The organism is Nocardia sp. NPDC055321 (genome assembly GCF_053645575.1).
In genome coordinates this window covers 14,892-31,424 of record NZ_JBSHMS010000053.1, presented here as the reverse complement: position 1 = coordinate 31,424, position 16,533 = coordinate 14,892, and the positions used below count along the sequence as shown (strand labels likewise).

Here is a 16,533-nt window from a genome sequence, read left to right as displayed (position 1 = left end):
AAACCCCCGGGGGGGGGGGTGCCAAACCCCCCCCCCCCCCCACCGCGACCGACCTCGAAAACTCAGGCCGGGATCAAACTCGTCGCCAGCGACCGGCGGAGCTTGCCGGACGGCGTCTTCGGGAGCGAGCCCTTCGTCACGATGGTGACGACGGCGGGGGCGATGCCCACATCGTCGAACACCGCGCGGGCCACCTCCTTGCGGATGCGCTCGGCCTCGTCGGCGTTGTCGGCCGCGTCGGACTCCGCGATCACCGCGATACCCTCGCGGGCCATGGACGGCAGGCGAACGCCAACGGCCGCAACGCCGCCGGGGCGCACGCCGGAGACGACGCCGGCGGCGCGTTCCACGACCGTGGGGGCGATGTTCCGGCCCGCGACGATGATGACGTCCTTCTTGCGGCCGGTGACCACGACCTGGCCGTCGGGGGTCACGTAGCCGAGGTCGCCGGTCGAGAGCCAGCCGTCCGCGTCGATCGCCGAGGTGTAGCCCTCCTGGGTCAGGTACCGCTTGGTGACCGCGTCGCCGCGCACCAGCAGGGTGCCGATGCGATCGGCGCCCAGGACCTGGCCCTGATCATCGACCACGCGCAGTTCGATGCCGGGGACCGGCGGGCCGAGTTTGGCCAGGGCACGGCCGTTCTCGACGCCGTCGCGGCGCACGATGCCGTCACGCTCGGAGCCCTCGCCGTCGATCTGATCGACGGTGAACACCTCCTCGACGGCGGCGAAGGAGACCGCCAGGGTGGTCTCGGCCATGCCGTAGGCGGGCATGATCACCTCGCGAGCCAGGCCGAAACGGGCTGCCTCGGTGACGAATTCGTTCAGCGTGCTCTCGTCGATCGCCTCCGCGCCGTTGACCGCGACCCGCATGCTCGACAGGTCGAACGCACCGGCCTCGGCGCGCTTGAGCCGGCGGGCCAGCAGGGAGTACGCGAAGTTCGGTGCGGCGGTGAAGGTTCCGCGGAACTTCGTCATGTACTCGGCCCACGCCAGCGGCCTCTTGAGGAATGCCAGCGGGGTCGTGATCACCGCGGTCGCCTGGGCGAGCATGGGGGTCAGCAGCATGCCGATCATGCCCATGTCGTGGTAGAGCGGCAGCCAGCTGACCACGACCTCGTCCGACTGGAAACCCGCCGCTTCGCGCATGGCGACCTGGTTCTGATAGATGTTGCCGTGCGAGATCGCCACGGCCTTGGGCACACCCGTGGTCCCGGAGGTCAGCTGCAGGATCGCGATGTCGTCCTCGGCCACCTCGACGTGCGCCACCGGCTCGTTCGCGGCCAGCGCCTCGATCGAGACGACCGGCGCGCCCAGGTCCAGGCCGCCGACGGCCGCGGTGAACGGCTCACCGAGCACGACGACCTTGGCGTCCAGCATCGCCACCACGGCACGGGTGTCCTCGAGCCAGACTTCCAGATTCGTGCGGGGAGTCGGCTGGTGCAGCATCGTGTACGCCGCGCCGCGCATCCAGGACGCCTGCACCAGCGGGCCGACGTCGCGGGGCTCGCCGGCCAGGATGGCGATGGAGCTGCCGTGCTCGACCCCGGCGGCGGCCAGGCCACCGGCGATGCGGGCGGCCTCGGCGCGCACCTGTTCCCAGGTCGCCAGGACCGGCTCGGCGACATCGCTGCCGCTCCAGAGGCCGGTGGTGGTGGAAGCGGGCTGCTCGAACAGCAGCTCGGTCACTCTACTCATTGCTGTGTCATCTCTTCCGTGTTCACGCGGCCGGTGATTCTTCGCGCAGCACGCGCTCGAAATGCTCTACGAACTTCTCGGCGTACCCCGGGGGCAGCGCGGCGGGGTCGATCACGACGCCGAACGAGGTGTTCTTGCCCAGGATCAGCGATGTCACCGAGAACGAGTAGCCCGCCAGGGGCGACAGCGCGGTGAGTTCGGTGATGCGCTTGCCCAGCACCTCGCGAATGCGGGAGAAGCCGGGGTTGATGCCGATGTGGACATCGGGGCTCATGTGGGCCATGGCCGCGTTGGCGATGAGCCGCTGCACGGGCCACGGCGCCTGCGGACCGCCGTCGGGAATGGCCGAGGCCAGCTCCGGGCGGCGCTTCTCGATCGTCGCCAATTCGCTACGGGCGCGCTCGATCTGGCGGCCGATGTCGGTCTCGCTGCCGAGCAGGTTCAGCGGGGAGACCAGCACCGCGTTGCCGGTGTGCCGGAACTCGGGATCGTTGGTCACCGGCAGGGTCACGCGAATGACCTCGGCCGGCTTGCCCGTGCTCGGCGGGATCGTGCTGAGCGTGGTTCCGATGGCGGCCAGCACGAACTCGTGCACCGAGGCGTTGTGCTTGCGGGCGGCGCGACGCAGGTCCCGGGTGGAGACGCTGAGCAGGGCGACCTCGCGACGGCCCGACTTGGTGAGCTTGGGCCAGCCGCGGCCCGTGCGCCCACCGGCGTGCTGTTCGGCGAACGCGGCCTTGGACTCCTTCAGCACCTCGGGATCGATCGGCGGGGTGCGGAAGCGCGGGCTGGTGGCGAAGCGCTCGAATTCCCCGAGCTCGTCGGGAGTTCCGTCGGCGAGCAGGGCGGCGAACGCCGCACCGGCGATGCCGTCGGACAGCGCGTGGTGCACGCGCAGCGCCACGACCTGCGGGCCGTCGCCGCTCGGGCTGAACAGCGTCAGGTGCCACAGCGGATTCGGGCGCACCAGCGGGGTTTCCATCAGCGTGGCCAGCCGGCGGCGCAGATCCTCGGCGGTCGCGTAGTCGGCCCCGGCGACGTGCTGGTCCAGGTCCGGATTCTCCGCGACCACGACTCGCGGTGCGCGCCAGCGCCCTTCGGCGATGCCGACCCGGAACAGATCGAACAGGCCGATGCGCTCGGCGACCCGGGCGCGCACCTGCGCGGGGGTCAGCTTCTCGCCCTCGGTGTCCAGCTCCAGCACCATGGCCCAGTGCATCGGACGGCCCTTGCCGTCCAGGTGCAGGTAGGTGTGGTCCGGACCGGTCAGCTCGATCGCGGAAGCGCTTGCGGCCGAATCACTCACGGCAGTACCACCTGGTTCTCGAACATCCTGTCGTAACGCTCCTGGTCGGGCTTCATGGCCGCCGCGACCAGTTCCCACAGCACCTCGTCGGTGCCGCCGCCGACGCGCGCCAGCTTCATGTCGCGGAACCAGCGGTTGATGGGCAGGCCGGTGTCGAGGTAGCCGATGCCGCCGAAGATGTGCAGGCATTCCGAGGCCACCTCCTCCCCCAGGTGCGCGGCGGTGGCCTTGAGCGCGGCGGCGGTGCGCAGATTGATCTTGCCCTCGGTCGCCACGCCGATCAGGGCGTAGCGCAGCATGTCCACGCGCGCCTGCAGATCCGCGACGCGCAGGCGCAGCGCCTGGTGGTCGTAGAGCCGCTTGCCGAACTGGGAGCGGTTCATCATGCGCGCCAGGGTGACCCCGAGCATGACCTCGCACGCCCCGGCGATCTGCCCGGCGACCGAGAACCGCTCGTGGCCCAGGCCCCAGCTGATCATGGCCAGGCCGGTGCCGGGGCGCGCGATGAGCGCCTCCTCCGGAACCCAGGTGTCGATGGCCACCGCGGCGGTGTCCAGCGGACCGGCGCCGAGCTTCTCGTAGGGCTCGGCGATCTCGACCTGCGAGGTCGGCACGAGCACCAGCGCCACGTTGCCGTGATCGGCGGATTCGCCGTCCCCGGCGCTGCGGCCCACGACCACGATGTAGTCCGCGATCGGCGAGAGCGAAACGAACTTCTTGTGCCCGACGACGCGGTAGCCGCCGTTCTCCGGCTCGATCATGGTGCGCGCGATCTGCAGATCCGAGCCGCCGGATTCCTCCGAGGCCGCGATGCACAGCACCACGTCGGTATTGATCGCCTTGTTGGCCAGCTCGCGCTGGAAGTCGTTGCGCGCGAAGCGGCGCAGGATGGCGATCGCCGAATCGTGCAGGCTCACACCGACGCCGATGCCCGCCGAGTTCAGCGCGCCCAGGCGCTGGGCCAGGGCGAAGTGCATGCCGAGGTCGGTGAGCTTGCGGTCCTCCCACTTGCGGGCGAACACGCCTTCCCGGCCCAGGTGCTCGAGCAGCTGACGCGGAAAGCGCTTGTCCTGCTCGGCCTGTTCGGTCCAGGCCACGACCTGCTCGTCGAAGACGCGCGCGAGCAGCTCGTCGTAGGTCTCGGTGACGACGGCGGTGCTCACGCGGCGACCTTGGACCGGATGAGGTCTTCCAGATCACCGACGGAGGCCGCTTCGGACATCTCCTTCTCGGTCAGCTTGACCCCGAGGCGCTCCTCGATCGCGACCACGCCGATGGCGAAGGCCACCGAGTCGACGCCGAGGTCCTCGACCAGCAGGGACGAGCGGGTGACATCGGCCAGGGACAGGTCCAGGTCTTCTTCGAGAATGCTGTTCAGCACATCGGTGATCTGGTCGGACATGAGGTAACTCCTTGGGACTGAAGAATTGTGCTGCCGGCCGGGTTCACGACGCTACGCATCGGGAACCCGGTATCCGGCAGGTGGGGACACGCGCCGCGGGCTGTGCGGCGTGCTATTCGAGCACTTCCTCGTCACCGACGCCGAAGCTGGTGAACGCGGTGTTGCGCTGCAGGCGGTAGACCTCGCGGCCGGCCACGCTGTTGAGGATCTTGGCGTTGCGCACCGCGCCGATGTCGAGGTTGGGCGCGGAGACGCCGATGGCGTGCGATTCGGCGTTGGCCAGGAACAGCTTTCCGCCCAGGCCGTTGTCGGCGTCCACCGAGTGGTTGTTCGTCACGACCGGACGGCCCTGCGAATCCCGGTGCAGCAGTTCGGCGATGGGCCCGAGGAAGCTCTGGCTGCGCGCCTTGTAGCCGGTGGCGGCGATGACCAGGTCCGCGGTGTGCGCCAGCAGCGCGCCGGTGTCGCGGTGCCGGCCGCGAATGCGCAGGCGGCCGTCGTCCAGGGTGTCCAGGCCCTCGACCGCGACGCCGTTGCGCAGGCGCACCGGCTGCAGCTTGTCCTTGAGCTCGCGGCGGTAGAGCAGGTCGTGCAGCCGAGCCAGGGTGTCGGTCGAGATGCCCTTGTGGAACTGCCAGTGCCCGGCGCGCACCTTGTCGCGGGTGTCCTCGGGCAGGCTCTGGAAGTAGTCCATGTACGCGGGCGTGGTCATCTCCAGCGACAGCTTGGTGAAGTCCAGCGGCGCGAACCACGGTGTGCGCGTCCACCACTGGACGGCCGGGCCGCCCTGCAGGTTCGCCTCGAGCAGATCGACGACGATCTCCGCGCCGGACTGCCCCGAGCCGATGACGGTCACCGCGCCGGCCTTGTGCGCGGCCTCCTGGTTGAACAGGTACTCCGAGCTGTGGATCAGCGCGGAGGAGGAGGTGGCCAGCGCGGGCGGGATGGTCGGCTCGGTGCCGACGCCGACGACCACGTGCCCGGCGACGATGGTCGAGACCGCGCCGTTCGTGGTCACCGCGACCTCGAAGTGGGACTGCTCCTGGTTCCACACCACCGAGTTCACGGTGGTGCCGAAGCGCAGCGTGTTCAGCCGCCGCACCACCCACAGCAGGTAGTCCTCGTATTCGCGGCGGGTGGGGAAGAAGTCCTCACGCACCAGGAACGGGTACAGCCGGTCCACGTCGGCCAGGTAGGCCAGGAACGTCATGGGGTGGGTGGGGTCGACCAGCGAGACGACGTCCGAGAGGAAGCTGACCTGAAGTTTGGCTTCCTCGAACATCATTCCGGTGTGCCAGCGGAACTCCGGCACCGAGTCGACGACGAGGATGTCGATGTCGTCGACCGTCGACGCCATTGCCGCCAGCCCGATGTTGAACGGGCCCGCGCCGATCGCGAGGATGTCTACTTTTTCGAATTCACTCATGGGCCTTCACCATTTCGTCGCCGACGCTCTGCAAGCCTTCGGACTCCACTTCCAAACCGACGCGCAGCAGTTCGTCGAACAGCTCGTCGATGTCCTGCTCGGTGGTCTCCGGGTTCAGCAGGGTCAGCTTGACGCAGGTGCGCGGCTCGCCCTCGCCCCGCACCCGGACCTGGGTGCGGCCGATGAGGGCCGTGCCGGAGCTGATCAGTCGACGGCGCAGTTCGCCGTTGACCGCGTCCAGATCCAGATCCTCACACAGGTACCGGAATACGACCGTGGTCAGGGTGACCGGCGCGACCAGTTCGAGCTGGAGTTCGGTGCCGATGCGGCCCTCGGCGTACTTGGCCAGCTCGTGGCACTGGTCCAGCATCTTGCCCATGCCGCTGCGACCGTAGGCCAGGAAGGTGGCCGCGACCTTGAGCACGTCGGGGCGGCGGGTGGTCTGCAGGGTCTGGCCCAGCAGACCGCCGTAGCCGGCCTCCACGTCGTCGTCGGGGTTCAGGTAGGCGACCGAGCGGTTCAGCGAGGCGAAGCGCTGCTGATCGGCCAGCAGGAGCACCGAGGCGGCGGCGGGCTGCCAGCCGACCTTGTGCAGGTCCAGGGTGATCGAGTCGGCGCGCTCGATGCCGGTCAGCAGCGGCGCCAGCTCGTCGGAGAACAGCGATCCGAAGCCGTAGGCGGCGTCGACGTGCATCCAGACGCCGTGCTTGGCGGCGATGTCGGCGATCTCCGGCAGCGGGTCGATGGAGCCGAAGTCGGTGGTGCCCGCGGTGGCCACGATGGCGACCGGGGTGTGGCTGGCGCGCAGCTCGGTGAGCACCTCGTCCAGGGCCTCGGGGATCATGCGGTGATCGGCGTCGACCGGGATCGGGATGGCCGCGGCCTCACCCAATCCCAGTGCGGCGCAGGCGCGGTGGATGGAGAAGTGGGCGACGCGCGAGCACAGGACCACGGGCCGGGCCAGCGCGCTGACGCCGTTCTGGCGGATGTCCACACCGTTCTGCATGGCGCCGTAGTCGCGGGCGACGAGCAGCGCGAGCAGGTTCGAGTAGGAACCGCCCGGGCCGAAGACGCCGCCGGCGGCCTCGGTGAAACCGGCCAGCTTGGCCAGCGCCTTGATGGTCCACTGCTCGATGCCCAGGGTCGCCGGGCCCGAATCGTAGGTGTCCAGCGAGGCGTTGGTGGCGCTGGCGAGGGCGTCGGCGACCACGGCGACGGTCAGCGGCGGCGGCTGCAGGTGCGCGGCGGTGAGCTTGTGCGTCAGGTCCAGGCCGTACGCGGCGATGAGATCGGCGAGGTGGTTCAGCGCGGCGGCCTCACCGATGCCGTCGGCCGGAATCTGCTCCGGGCCCAGGGATTCCGCGACCGCGGCGAGCATCTCGGCGGGCTGGCCGGACGGCAGCGGGGAGTTGTGGTGCCGGCCTTCGACGGCCGCGGCGAGTTGGGCCAGTCCACCGCCGACCGCGGTCCAGCCGGTTCCGGGCTGGGCGAACTTGGACGCTCTGTCCCAGGGGGAATCGAATTCAACTGACACGGTAGACCTCATAACGTTGCGGCGGGGAGGGGGAACGCATGCCGGGTGCGGCGAGCCCGGCGGCGGGAAAGCTGTTAAACGAGTTGGGGTTCGCGCACCGCGCCGACCAGGTCGGCGAGTGGGCGATCGAGCGCGCCGGGGATGCGCGCGACGAGGGCGGTGGTGATGTCCGCGGCGCGCTGGGCGCGGGCGTCGTCGACGGGCCCCGGCTGATGATCGATCTCCAGGTGCACGCTGTCGTCGGCCCCGAGCTCGAAGGCCAGGGTCAGCGGGTAGTTGCCGATCCCGTGGAAGACCGATTCGCAGGTGACGGTCCGGTCCGGTGGGACCGGGATGCCGCGCAGCGGGGCATTGCGAACCGAGGCCATGATCTCGGCGACCGGGAAGCGGCCGCCGGCTCCGCGCAGGGCGGTGAGCACGGTGCCGTAGTCGACGCCGGCGAATTCCATCGAGCCGTAGACGACCGACGCGGCGGTGCGCAGTGCCTCGCGCACGGTCGAATTCGGGTCGAAGCGAAAACGCATCGGCACGATGTTGCCGGTGTAGCCGACGGTCGCCGGGCCCTCGCCCTGGCGGCGGTTGTCGGCCGGGATGAGCAGCACGTGGTCGGCCTCGCCGGTGAGGGCGTAGACCCCGAGCGCGCAGACGCCGATGAGCAGTGCGTTCTGGGTCGCGCCGACCTCGCGGGCGACGGTCTCGAGCGCGGCGATGTCCGCGCCCGGGACGGGCCGCTCGAAGCGGATGCCCGCGCTCTCGTCCATGGGCGAGAGCCAGCTCTGCTCCGGGCTGATCTCGGGCAGCGTGCCGTCGAGCGGGAAGCGGATTCCCTCGGCGGCCCAGGTGTTCCGGGCGTGCTCGAGGGCGCGGGCCACATCGTCCTGGGTGACCGGCGCGGTCGAGCGGACCGGGCGGTCGTCGCTCTCGGGCCAGGCGCCCGAGACCAGGGTGCCCAGCAGCAGCGGCCAGGAGGTGTCGTCCACCGCGAGGTGATGCACGACCAGCGCGAGGGTCACCCGGTCGTCGGCGCCGCGGGTGATGCGGGCGCGCAGCGGGGGTTCGCGGGTCAGGTCGAACGGCGACTTCGTGAACGTGTCGGCCGCCGAGCGGATGTCCGAATCATCCTGCGCGGCAGCGGGAATGGTGCCCCACTCCCAGGTGACGCCCGGTTCGGCCCAGCGGCCCGCGATCGCGGTGCGCACGCGACGGGGAGTGCCGTCCTCGGCGACGGTGATGAGCGAGCCCAGGACCGCGGCGCGCTCGACCATCGTCTCGAAGGAGGCGATGACCTCGTCCAGGCCGTACCCGCCCTCGAAGTCGAGCACGAGACCGATGTTGTGCGACAACGACTCCGGGTCGAAGCCGTAGATCTTCCACATGCGGCGCTCGGCGACGCCGAGCGCGCCCTCGGGGGCGGCCGGCGCCGCGCTCGGGGCCGGGGCGGCAACGTCGGCGGTCAGTCCGGCGGCGGCCAGGCGCTGCTTGAGCAACTCCAGGCGTGCGGCGGTCTGCGATTTCATTTCGCTCCCAACGTCGAGGCGGTGGTGGAGGCGGGCACGAAGGCGTCCGAATCCGGTGTGCGGTCGAAGCTCTCGTACCCGGTCGCGTTCTCCCGCAGGATCTTCCAGTCGCTGACGATGTCGATCAGCTCCCCGCTCGCCCACAGCGGCGCCTGGTCCTGGAAGTGCGGCGAATCCGGTGCGCCGCTGACGCCCAGCGGCACGATCCAGCGGCCCGCGTCGCGGTCGTCCAGATCCCAGATGTACCGGGCGGCGGAGCCGACGCTGCACATGTGCGAGAAGCCGACGGCGCTGGCGTTGGCGAACACGGTTTCGGCGTCGCCGCCCAGCGGCAGCGGGACGGGGCGGATGGCCGCGTTCAGTTCCGGATGCTTGACGCCCGCGCCCACCAGATCGAAGCCGTGGATGGGCGCGAACAGGTGCACGCTGCCCCAGGTCGGGGTCTGCTCCTGGCCCGCGAGCTTCGCCGCGGTGGCGTCCAGGGCGGCGGTGAGCACGCCGGCGACATCCACCCCGAGCGCCGGCGCGTTCGCCACGACCGCGTCCAGGGCCGCGCCGATGCGGGTGCCCGCGACGAACCACGGGGTGAAGGTGGGCCCGAAGGGGTGCCCGGCGGCCAGACCCGCGAACGCGGGCGCGGCGGTGAGGCCGCGCACGAAGTTCGCGCGGACCTCGGCGTACACGTACGCCTCGGTGCTGTCGGCGCGCATCGCGCGATCCCAGGTCAGCAGGCGGGCGCGCACGGCCTCGGCGTCGGCGCCGAGGCCGGTGAGCGTGCCCAGCAGCTCGGTGAGCGCGTCGGACTCCTCGAGTTGCACGTCGCCGTGGATCCGCTCGCAGTCCGCGCCCGAGATGTTCGCACCGTCCGCGAGCAACGCGTCGATGCGGTCCGCCCGGGAGGACGGCGCGCACTCGGTGGTGATGGGCTGCAACGGATTCGAGTCGGAGATGCGCTGGTTCGCGATGACCGAGTAGGTGCCCACCCCGGCATCGAAGGACTCCTCGAGTACCGAGGCGGGGCGGTAGCCGCGCCACCGGTAGCGCTCGTCCCAGCCCGGGACCGGCAGCCAGTAGTTCTCGTCGGCGCGGTCGGGCATGGCGCCCACCACGTGGTGGGCGAGGCGGCCGGTGGTGTCGGCGATGACGATGCGATTGACCGGCTCGGACCACCCGGCCAGGGCCTGTTCGACGTCACCGACGTTCGTCGCGAACAGCAGGTCGATGGCGGCGTCGAAGGTGACGTCCGGATCGCTGAGCATCGGGGTGCGCAGGCTCACCGCGAAGGCGTCCTCGGGTCCGCCGAAGACGACCCCGCCGTTGCCGGTGGTGATGATCTCCACGCGCACCGGCTCGCCGCCGCGCACCCGGATCTCCTCGAACCGGGACTCGACGGACTCCGTCCCGCCGGGCGTTTCGGCGAACACGCCGTCGGCGGTGCGGGTGAGCTTCTCGACGTACAGGTCCTGGTAGTCGCCCATGGCGTTGGTGATGCCCCAGGCGACGGTGCGGGTGTGGCTGAAGTGCGGCAGCGCGGGCACGCCCGCGAAGGAGAAGCCGACGACGTCGAATTCCGGTGCGGCCAGGTGGAACTGCTGGTAGATGCCGGGCAGTTCCAGGAAGCGGTGCGGGTCGCCGGCGATCAGCGGGGCGCCGGTCGCGGTGCGGGCCGCGGCCACGCCCCAGGCGTTGCTGCCGGAAATGGCGTCGCCGAAGGAGGATTCGGGGGCCGGCGCCGGGGCGGCCGGGGCCGGGATCAGGTCCAGCAGCTCGGCCAGGAACGCCTCGTCCGGGACGCCGGGCACGTTCACGGTGGCGTCGTCGACGCCCTCGCAGTCGAACAGCGCCAGCGCGGCCGGGCCGAGCGCGCGCACCGCGTGCACGCGCCAGAGCTTGGTGAGGAACCGGCCGAAGAGCACGTTGTGGATGATGAACACCGCGATCGGCGTCCACGGCTGCCACGGCGCCGGGCGGTGGTCGAGTCCGGTGAGCTCGATGGCCTCGGCGGTGTCCAGGGTGCTGTTGACGCCATCGACGTAGGCGCGCACCAGTTCCCGCGTGCGCGGGCTCGATCCGTCGTAGATGCGCTTGGCGGCCACGTCCAGCTGGGCGCGGCGGGCGAAGCGGTCCCAGCCGACGGTGTCGGCGCCGAAGACCTCGGCCGTGCGGCCCTCCGCGCGCAACCGCAGGAATTCCAGCTGCCAGGCCCGGTCGAGCCCGCAGGCCCGGCCCTGACCGAACAGCGCGCCCGCCGCGGTGGTCGCGGTGATGTGCGCGATGCCGTGGGCGTCGCGCACGATCTCCACGTCCGGGGTGTACTCGCTCACGAAACCGCCACCTCGTCCCGCAGTTCCAGCGGCGAGGGCAGGGGCCGGTGCGCGGCAATGGGATTCACGAGCTCGTGCGCGTCGTCGACCAGGGTCGAGTACGAGTCGCCGAGGTTCACCATGCGGCGGTTGTTCGTCAGTTGCAGCCGGTTCATGTGGATGGCCTTGAAGGTGGGCGCGAACATGTCCCACTTGGCGAAGCGCTCGGCCAGCTCCGGGTGCAGGTCCTGGAACCCGGTGACGCTCTCGGCCACCACGGCCCAGAAGTCCTGATCGGCGAGCAGACCGCTGGAGTGGAAGATCGCGGCCAGGTGGCGCAGGAAGTCGTCGAAGACGTCCGAGAGCACGCCCATGTTGCGGATGTCGTCGGTCGCCTCGGCGAGGGCGCGGTGGCAGGACTCGGGCAGGTCGGCGGGAGCGCCGAAGATCGACACCTCCTCGCCGAGGTCCTTGAGCATGGCGCGCACCGGAACGCCCTTGTCCAGCACCAGGATCAGGTTCTCGCCGTGCGGGGAGAACTTGAGCTCGTACCGGTAGAGCAGGTACACGATCGGGTGCAGGTAGGAGCGCAGGTACCGGCGCAGCCAGTCGCCGGCCTCGAGACCCGACTCGCGGACCACGGCCGCCAGGAAGGAATCGCCGTGGTGATCCACGTGCAGCAGCGCCGCCATGGTGGTGAGCTGTTCGCCCTCGCGCACCAGCGGGACCGGGCTCTCGCGCCACAGCGCCGCGAGCAGTTTGCGGTACTCCGAGCCGGGCTGGGTGATGGAGGTGTAGCTGGGGCTGCGGTAGCCGATGGCCGCGACCTCGTACAGCATCTCGAAGTCGAGCGACTTCAGGTACTCGTCACCGCTGACCAGACCGCGGATCCAGTCGTTGATCAGTGGGGTGTTGCGCATGTAGTCCGCGGACATGCCGCGGGTGAACCCCATGTTGACGATGGAGAGCGCCATCTTGACGTAGTGCCGGGTGGGGCGGGTGGTGTTGAACAGCGTGCGGATGGACTGCTGCGGCTGGTACAGGTCCGGCCCGGTGCCCAGTTCCACGATCTTCTGCTCGGCGATGTCCACGGCGTAGACGCGGGAGATCTTCTCGAGCCACTGCCACGGGTGCACCGGCATGTAGTAGTAGTGCGCCGGATCCAGGCCGCGGCCGGAGAGCACCGCCGCGAAGCGGTCCAGGGTGTCCGCGCCCAGTTCCTCGCGCACCACCGAGTCGTAGTCGACGCCCTCGACCGCGGCGAACTCGCAGTGCTCGCGCCGGACCGCGACCCAGGTCAGCGCGAAACGCGAACCCCATTCGGGCGCATAGTTCTCCACGTCGTGGACGCTGAAGCCCAGCCGGCCGGCGTTGGCCACGATGCACGGATGACCCTCGGTCATGGTGCGTTCGATGGTCTGGAAGTCCGCGACCGCCAGCTCCGCGGCCGCGATGCGCCGATCGTCGGGGCGATTCGCGCTCATGATCAGGGTGTTGGTGAACTCCTCGAGGTATTCCGGCAGCGCGTCGCGCGGAATGCCCAGGGAGCCACTGAGATCGATGATGAGCTGGGTGGCGTCGATGCGCGCGGGCTCGCCGTCGCGGGTGCGGCGCAGTGACGACTCGTCGATGCACCAGCTGTCCAGGGACAGCACCTCGGCGCGGAAACCGTATTCGGTCAGGCCGTCATCGGAGTGCAGTACGTAGACGCCGGGGGTCAACTCGACGGGGTGCACGAACCGCTCGTGGCAGAACTCGGCCAGGATCTTGGTCGCGATTCTGGTCTCGTAGGTCTGCCAGAACGCGGATAGGCATGCGGAAGCTTCGGGGCTGGTCAAAGCACTACCTTCTCAGGAGTTCGCGAGCTGGAAGTCGGTCGCCAGGGACCGGCCGTTGTCCGTGAGCCGAATGAAATCGGCACGGGTGCAGTAGCTCAGGCGGGCGATCTTGTCGGCCACCGGGAAATCACCCGCGACCTGGAAACCGACCGCGGCGTTGAGCTTCTGCACGTGCAGGTTCCGGTGATCCGGCTCGACCACGACTCGTTCGGCGCCGCACTCGAAGAAGGCGGTGCGCATGATGTGCAGCATGACGTTGCCGGTGAAGCCCGGCAGCCGGCGCTCGCTGTTGGACACCAGCAGGTGCATGCCGATGTCACCGGCGGTGTGCTCGTACCCGGTGCCCGGCTTGGCCAGATCACTGGTCTGCGGGTTGTACAGCTCGAACAGGAACTGCGGCTCGTCCTCGAAAGCGCCGATCCACATACCGAATCGCGGATCCGGGTCGGACTTGGCGACGCGGATCAGATCCTCGACGTCGGCCGGGGTGCTCTCGAGCATGCCCCAGTACGCCGACTTGGGGTGGATGAGCCACCGATGAGCGGTCTCGGTGTCACGTTCGATATCGATGGGCCGGGCGGTCAGCTCGTAAACAGCTGGTTCGACAACTCCATCGGTACCCGGACTCGTCTCGGGACGAGCAACCACCATCAGAAACCCTCTCGCAGATCCACATTCGCGAGTTAGGGTAACCTATTTTATTAGGGTGGGCTAACCCGAAGATCGCGGCGGGCCCCTCGCGACACGCGAGCCATAGCGGCAGGCTTTCAGCATCTACGGCCGGTCACCGGATGTAATCGCTGATCAGCGCGCACTTACGTAGTAAACGTAGCCTAACCTCAGCCGATTTAGGTTAGGCTAGCGTAACGCAGATCTCAGAGCCAGCCGGTTGCCGGGCCCGTCCGGGGTTTCCGGACCCGCCGCCGGTTTCTCAGGCGCTCAGCGGCGCCGCGGTGACCCGGTAGCCGAGATTGGTCAGCACCTCGGTCGTCGCCTTGGCGAAATTGAGGGTGATGAAGTGCAGGCACGGCGCGCCCTCGTCGATGAGACGCTGCGCCATCTCGGTCGCGATCTCGATGCCCTCGGCGCGCACCGCGGCCCTGTTCTCTTCGGGCCCATCCCCCGCCGCGCGCCGCAACCGCGCCAGCACGGCGGGCGGGAGTTCGCGGCCGGACAGCTCCACCGCGCGCTGCACCGTGCGCAGGGAGGTGATCGGCATCAGCTCGGGAATGATCGGCTTCGCGCCCTCGACCAGGTCGTGCGCGGCCACCCGATCCCGCAGGCGCAGATAGTGCTCGACGTCGAAGAACATCTGGGTAATCGAATAGTCGGCTCCGGCGCGGAGTTTGGCGACCAGGTGCGCGGTATCGGTGGCCAGGTCCGGTGAGCGGTGATGCCCCTGCGGGAACGAGGCCACCCCGACGTTGAAGTCGCCGAGATCGCGCACGATGCGCACCAGCTCCTCGGCGTACTCCACGCCGTCGGGGTGCCGCTCCCACGCCCCGAGCGGATCGCCCGGCGGATCACCGCGCAGCACCAGGATGTCGCGGATGCCGCAGTCGGCGTAGGAACCGACCAGGGCGCGCAGTTCGGCGATGCTGTGGCCGACCGCGGTCAGGTGCGCCACCGGCAGCAGGGTGGTCTGCTGGGCGAGCTCGCCGGTGATGCGGGCGGTGCGGTCCTTGGTGGAGCCGCCGGCCCCGTAGGTCATGGAGACGAAGGCCGGGTGCATGCGCTCGAATTCCCGGACCGTGCGCCACAGCCGGGCCTCGCCGGCGGCGTCACGCGGCGGATTGAACTCCACCGAGAAGGGCACCCGCGCACCGGAATGGATGCGCAGGTTCTGTACGACCGAGGCGCGCGCGGCGGCCAGGGGCGCGACGCGGGCGGTGCGTTCGATCGGCGCGCGGCCGGGCACGGCCGCGAATGTATTGTCCGGGTTCGTCATTGGTGAGCTCCATGGTCAGCATGCCGATGGCCACCTCATCGCGAGTGCACGCTGAAAGGAGCCCTTGATGTGGCGTCGTGCGACGCCCGGTTCCGCTCGGCATGCCACCCGGTCCACGAGGCGACAACCGCCGGATACGACGTATCCGGCACAACGGGCAGGTCTTCGGACTCGTGGGCATCGACCCGTGACCCGGGTCGGCCCCGGCGCTCGTGCCGGGGCTGGTCCTATCGGCCATCGCTTCCCGGGCAACGCGCCCAGCGCGGAATGACGGCTGTCGTTCCCACTCACCGCTGCGGGACAGTCCCGGATTCCCACCGGGTTCCCTCTCGCCCCGCGGCGCGCGAGCGCGCCACCGGGCTTCGACGCCTTCGGACGGATCAGGGGCTCCTCGATACCGCCTCCGGCGAACCAGCTGCGCAGGCGAATATAGCGAAGTGGTACCGCCGCCGACAACCACACCCCTGCCCGGCGCGTCCCGGCGTCGCCCGGCCGCGTGTCGCGGCGCCGACGCGCCCGGACGGCCGCGTAGTCTGCGTCCGTTCCGAAGCCGCTGATCAGAGCCTGGAGAAGCCGTGAATTGGGAAGCGTGGCAAGAAAGTTGGGATCGCCAGCAGGAGTTGTACATGCCCGATCGCGAGGAGCGGTTCCGGGTGATGCTCGATCTGGTGACCGCGAGCGCCGGGAAGGCGCCCCGGGTCCTGGACCTGGCCTGTGGGACCGGCACCATCACCCGCCGCCTGTTCGCGCGGCTGCCCGAGGCGAGTTCGGTTGCGGTGGATCGAGACCCGACCCTGCTGGCGATGGCGCGCGGTTCCTTCGCCGATGACCCGCGCATCGTGTTCGTCGTCGCGGACCTGGAGGATCCGGCCTGGACCCGGGCCCTGCCGCCCGAACCGTTCGACGCCATCCTGACCGCGACCGCCACGCACTGGATGCAGCCCGCCGATCTGGCCCGCCTCTACGCGGACCTGCCTGCGCTGTTGCGCCCGGGCGGGCTGCTCGTCAACGCCGATCACATGCCCGACCCGGGGACCCCGCTGCTGAACGAGCTGGACGAGCGGATCCAGCGCGGACATCAGGAGCGCGTGCGCTCGGAAGGCGTGCCGGATTGGGAACAGTGGTGGGCGAGCATCGCCGACGATTCCCGGCTGAGCAACGAACTGGCCGCCAGTCGCGCGATCCTGGACAACCGGCCGCAGGGCGTTCCGCAGACCCTGGACTGGCATCTCGACCATGTCCGCGCGGCGGGGTTCACCGAAGCCGGGGTGGCGTGGCGCTCGATCACCGACGCGGTGCTCGTGGGCGTGCGCTGAGGCGCGGGGCCGCACCGGTTTCCACGCGTGCCGCCCGCGCGCTCATTACCGCGCAATTACGGTTTCCTCACTGTTAGCTCGTGACACCTCTCCGGCGGAGTGCACTCCTTCACATTCACGGAAGTGGTGGCATCGAATCGCGGTATCGCCAGCAAACTTCCAGGACACGCCCGCCGTGTGGTTCACCAGGACAGCGCCGAATCCCGGGGTTAGTATTCCGTCCCGTCGGTAACCCCCAATTTGCCT

At 69.8% G+C, this 16,533-nt stretch carries 12 protein-coding genes and 1 riboswitch; of the genes, 1 reads left to right on the top strand and 11 read right to left on the bottom strand.

Annotated features, from left to right (window positions below; all coding sequences use genetic code 11):
• Positions 1-62: 62 nt before the first annotated feature.
• The 11 genes from ACWIGI_RS40845 to ACWIGI_RS40795 form a co-directional block, all read right to left on the bottom strand.
• The gene (locus tag ACWIGI_RS40845) at positions 63-1,697 is read right to left on the bottom strand and encodes a long-chain-fatty-acid--CoA ligase (protein ID WP_454209065.1); all 1,635 of its coding nucleotides are present in this window, start codon (positions 1,695-1,697) and stop codon (positions 63-65) included.
• A 22-nt stretch (positions 1,698-1,719) separates the two neighbouring features.
• Positions 1,720-3,003: a wax ester/triacylglycerol synthase domain-containing protein gene (locus ACWIGI_RS40840; RefSeq protein WP_454209064.1), complete on the bottom strand. Its 1,284-nt coding sequence runs from the start codon at positions 3,001-3,003 to the stop codon at positions 1,720-1,722.
• Positions 3,000-4,166: an acyl-CoA dehydrogenase family protein gene (locus ACWIGI_RS40835; RefSeq protein WP_454209063.1), complete on the bottom strand. Its 1,167-nt coding sequence runs from the start codon at positions 4,164-4,166 to the stop codon at positions 3,000-3,002. Before ACWIGI_RS40835 ends, ACWIGI_RS40840 begins: the two co-directional genes overlap by 4 nt.
• Positions 4,163-4,405 carry an acyl carrier protein gene (locus ACWIGI_RS40830; protein WP_354990382.1) on the bottom strand — a complete coding sequence of 81 codons (243 nt, stop codon included), beginning with the start codon at positions 4,403-4,405 and terminating at the stop codon, positions 4,163-4,165. The genes ACWIGI_RS40835 and ACWIGI_RS40830 overlap by 4 nt, the downstream gene beginning before the upstream one ends.
• Before the next feature lie 112 nt (positions 4,406-4,517).
• The gene (locus ACWIGI_RS40825; protein ID WP_454209062.1) at positions 4,518-5,831 is read right to left on the bottom strand and encodes a lysine N(6)-hydroxylase/L-ornithine N(5)-oxygenase family protein; all 1,314 of its coding nucleotides are present in this window, start codon (positions 5,829-5,831) and stop codon (positions 4,518-4,520) included.
• Positions 5,824-7,377 (bottom strand): pyridoxal phosphate-dependent decarboxylase family protein, encoded by a 1,554-nt coding sequence (locus ACWIGI_RS40820; protein WP_454209061.1) that lies wholly within the window; start codon positions 7,375-7,377, stop codon positions 5,824-5,826. Before ACWIGI_RS40820 ends, ACWIGI_RS40825 begins: the two co-directional genes overlap by 8 nt.
• Positions 7,378-7,439: 62 nt before the next feature.
• Positions 7,440-8,882, bottom strand: coding sequence for a condensation domain-containing protein (locus ACWIGI_RS40815; protein WP_454209059.1), 1,443 nt, complete (start codon positions 8,880-8,882; stop codon positions 7,440-7,442).
• Complete coding sequence (locus ACWIGI_RS40810) at positions 8,879-11,206, bottom strand: penicillin acylase family protein (protein WP_454209058.1); 2,328 nt, start codon at positions 11,204-11,206, stop codon at positions 8,879-8,881. Before ACWIGI_RS40810 ends, ACWIGI_RS40815 begins: the two co-directional genes overlap by 4 nt.
• Positions 11,203-13,023, bottom strand: coding sequence for an IucA/IucC family protein (locus ACWIGI_RS40805; RefSeq protein ID WP_454209057.1), 1,821 nt, complete (start codon positions 13,021-13,023; stop codon positions 11,203-11,205). The genes ACWIGI_RS40810 and ACWIGI_RS40805 overlap by 4 nt, the downstream gene beginning before the upstream one ends.
• 12 nt (positions 13,024-13,035) lie before the next feature.
• The gene (locus ACWIGI_RS40800; RefSeq protein ID WP_454209056.1) at positions 13,036-13,674 is read right to left on the bottom strand and encodes a GNAT family N-acetyltransferase; all 639 of its coding nucleotides are present in this window, start codon (positions 13,672-13,674) and stop codon (positions 13,036-13,038) included.
• 280 nt (positions 13,675-13,954) lie between these two features.
• Positions 13,955-14,971 (bottom strand): methylenetetrahydrofolate reductase, encoded by a 1,017-nt coding sequence (locus ACWIGI_RS40795; protein ID WP_454209055.1) that lies wholly within the window; start codon positions 14,969-14,971, stop codon positions 13,955-13,957.
• Between the two features lie 159 nt (positions 14,972-15,130).
• Positions 15,131-15,299: riboswitch (cobalamin riboswitch) on the bottom strand.
• Between the two features lie 298 nt (positions 15,300-15,597).
• On the opposite strand from ACWIGI_RS40795, the gene ACWIGI_RS40790 reads away from it, so the two are divergent.
• Complete coding sequence (locus ACWIGI_RS40790) at positions 15,598-16,287, top strand: class I SAM-dependent methyltransferase (RefSeq protein ID WP_454209054.1); 690 nt, start codon at positions 15,598-15,600, stop codon at positions 16,285-16,287.
• The last annotated feature ends 246 nt before the right edge of the window (positions 16,288-16,533 follow it).

Coding starts and splice junctions, on each gene's coding strand:
- ACWIGI_RS40820 (WP_454209061.1), bottom strand. CDS start 7,377: ATGAGGTCTACCGTGTCAGTTGAATTCGATTCCCCCTGGGACAGAGCG.
- ACWIGI_RS40845 (WP_454209065.1), bottom strand. CDS start 1,697: ATGAGTAGAGTGACCGAGCTGCTGTTCGAGCAGCCCGCTTCCACCACC.
- ACWIGI_RS40800 (WP_454209056.1), bottom strand. CDS start 13,674: ATGGTGGTTGCTCGTCCCGAGACGAGTCCGGGTACCGATGGAGTTGTC.
- ACWIGI_RS40825 (WP_454209062.1), bottom strand. CDS start 5,831: ATGAGTGAATTCGAAAAAGTAGACATCCTCGCGATCGGCGCGGGCCCG.
- ACWIGI_RS40830 (WP_354990382.1), bottom strand. CDS start 4,405: ATGTCCGACCAGATCACCGATGTGCTGAACAGCATTCTCGAAGAAGAC.
- ACWIGI_RS40795 (WP_454209055.1), bottom strand. CDS start 14,971: ATGACGAACCCGGACAATACATTCGCGGCCGTGCCCGGCCGCGCGCCG.
- ACWIGI_RS40815 (WP_454209059.1), bottom strand. CDS start 8,882: ATGAAATCGCAGACCGCCGCACGCCTGGAGTTGCTCAAGCAGCGCCTG.
- ACWIGI_RS40790 (WP_454209054.1), top strand. CDS start 15,598: ATGCCCGATCGCGAGGAGCGGTTCCGGGTGATGCTCGATCTGGTGACC.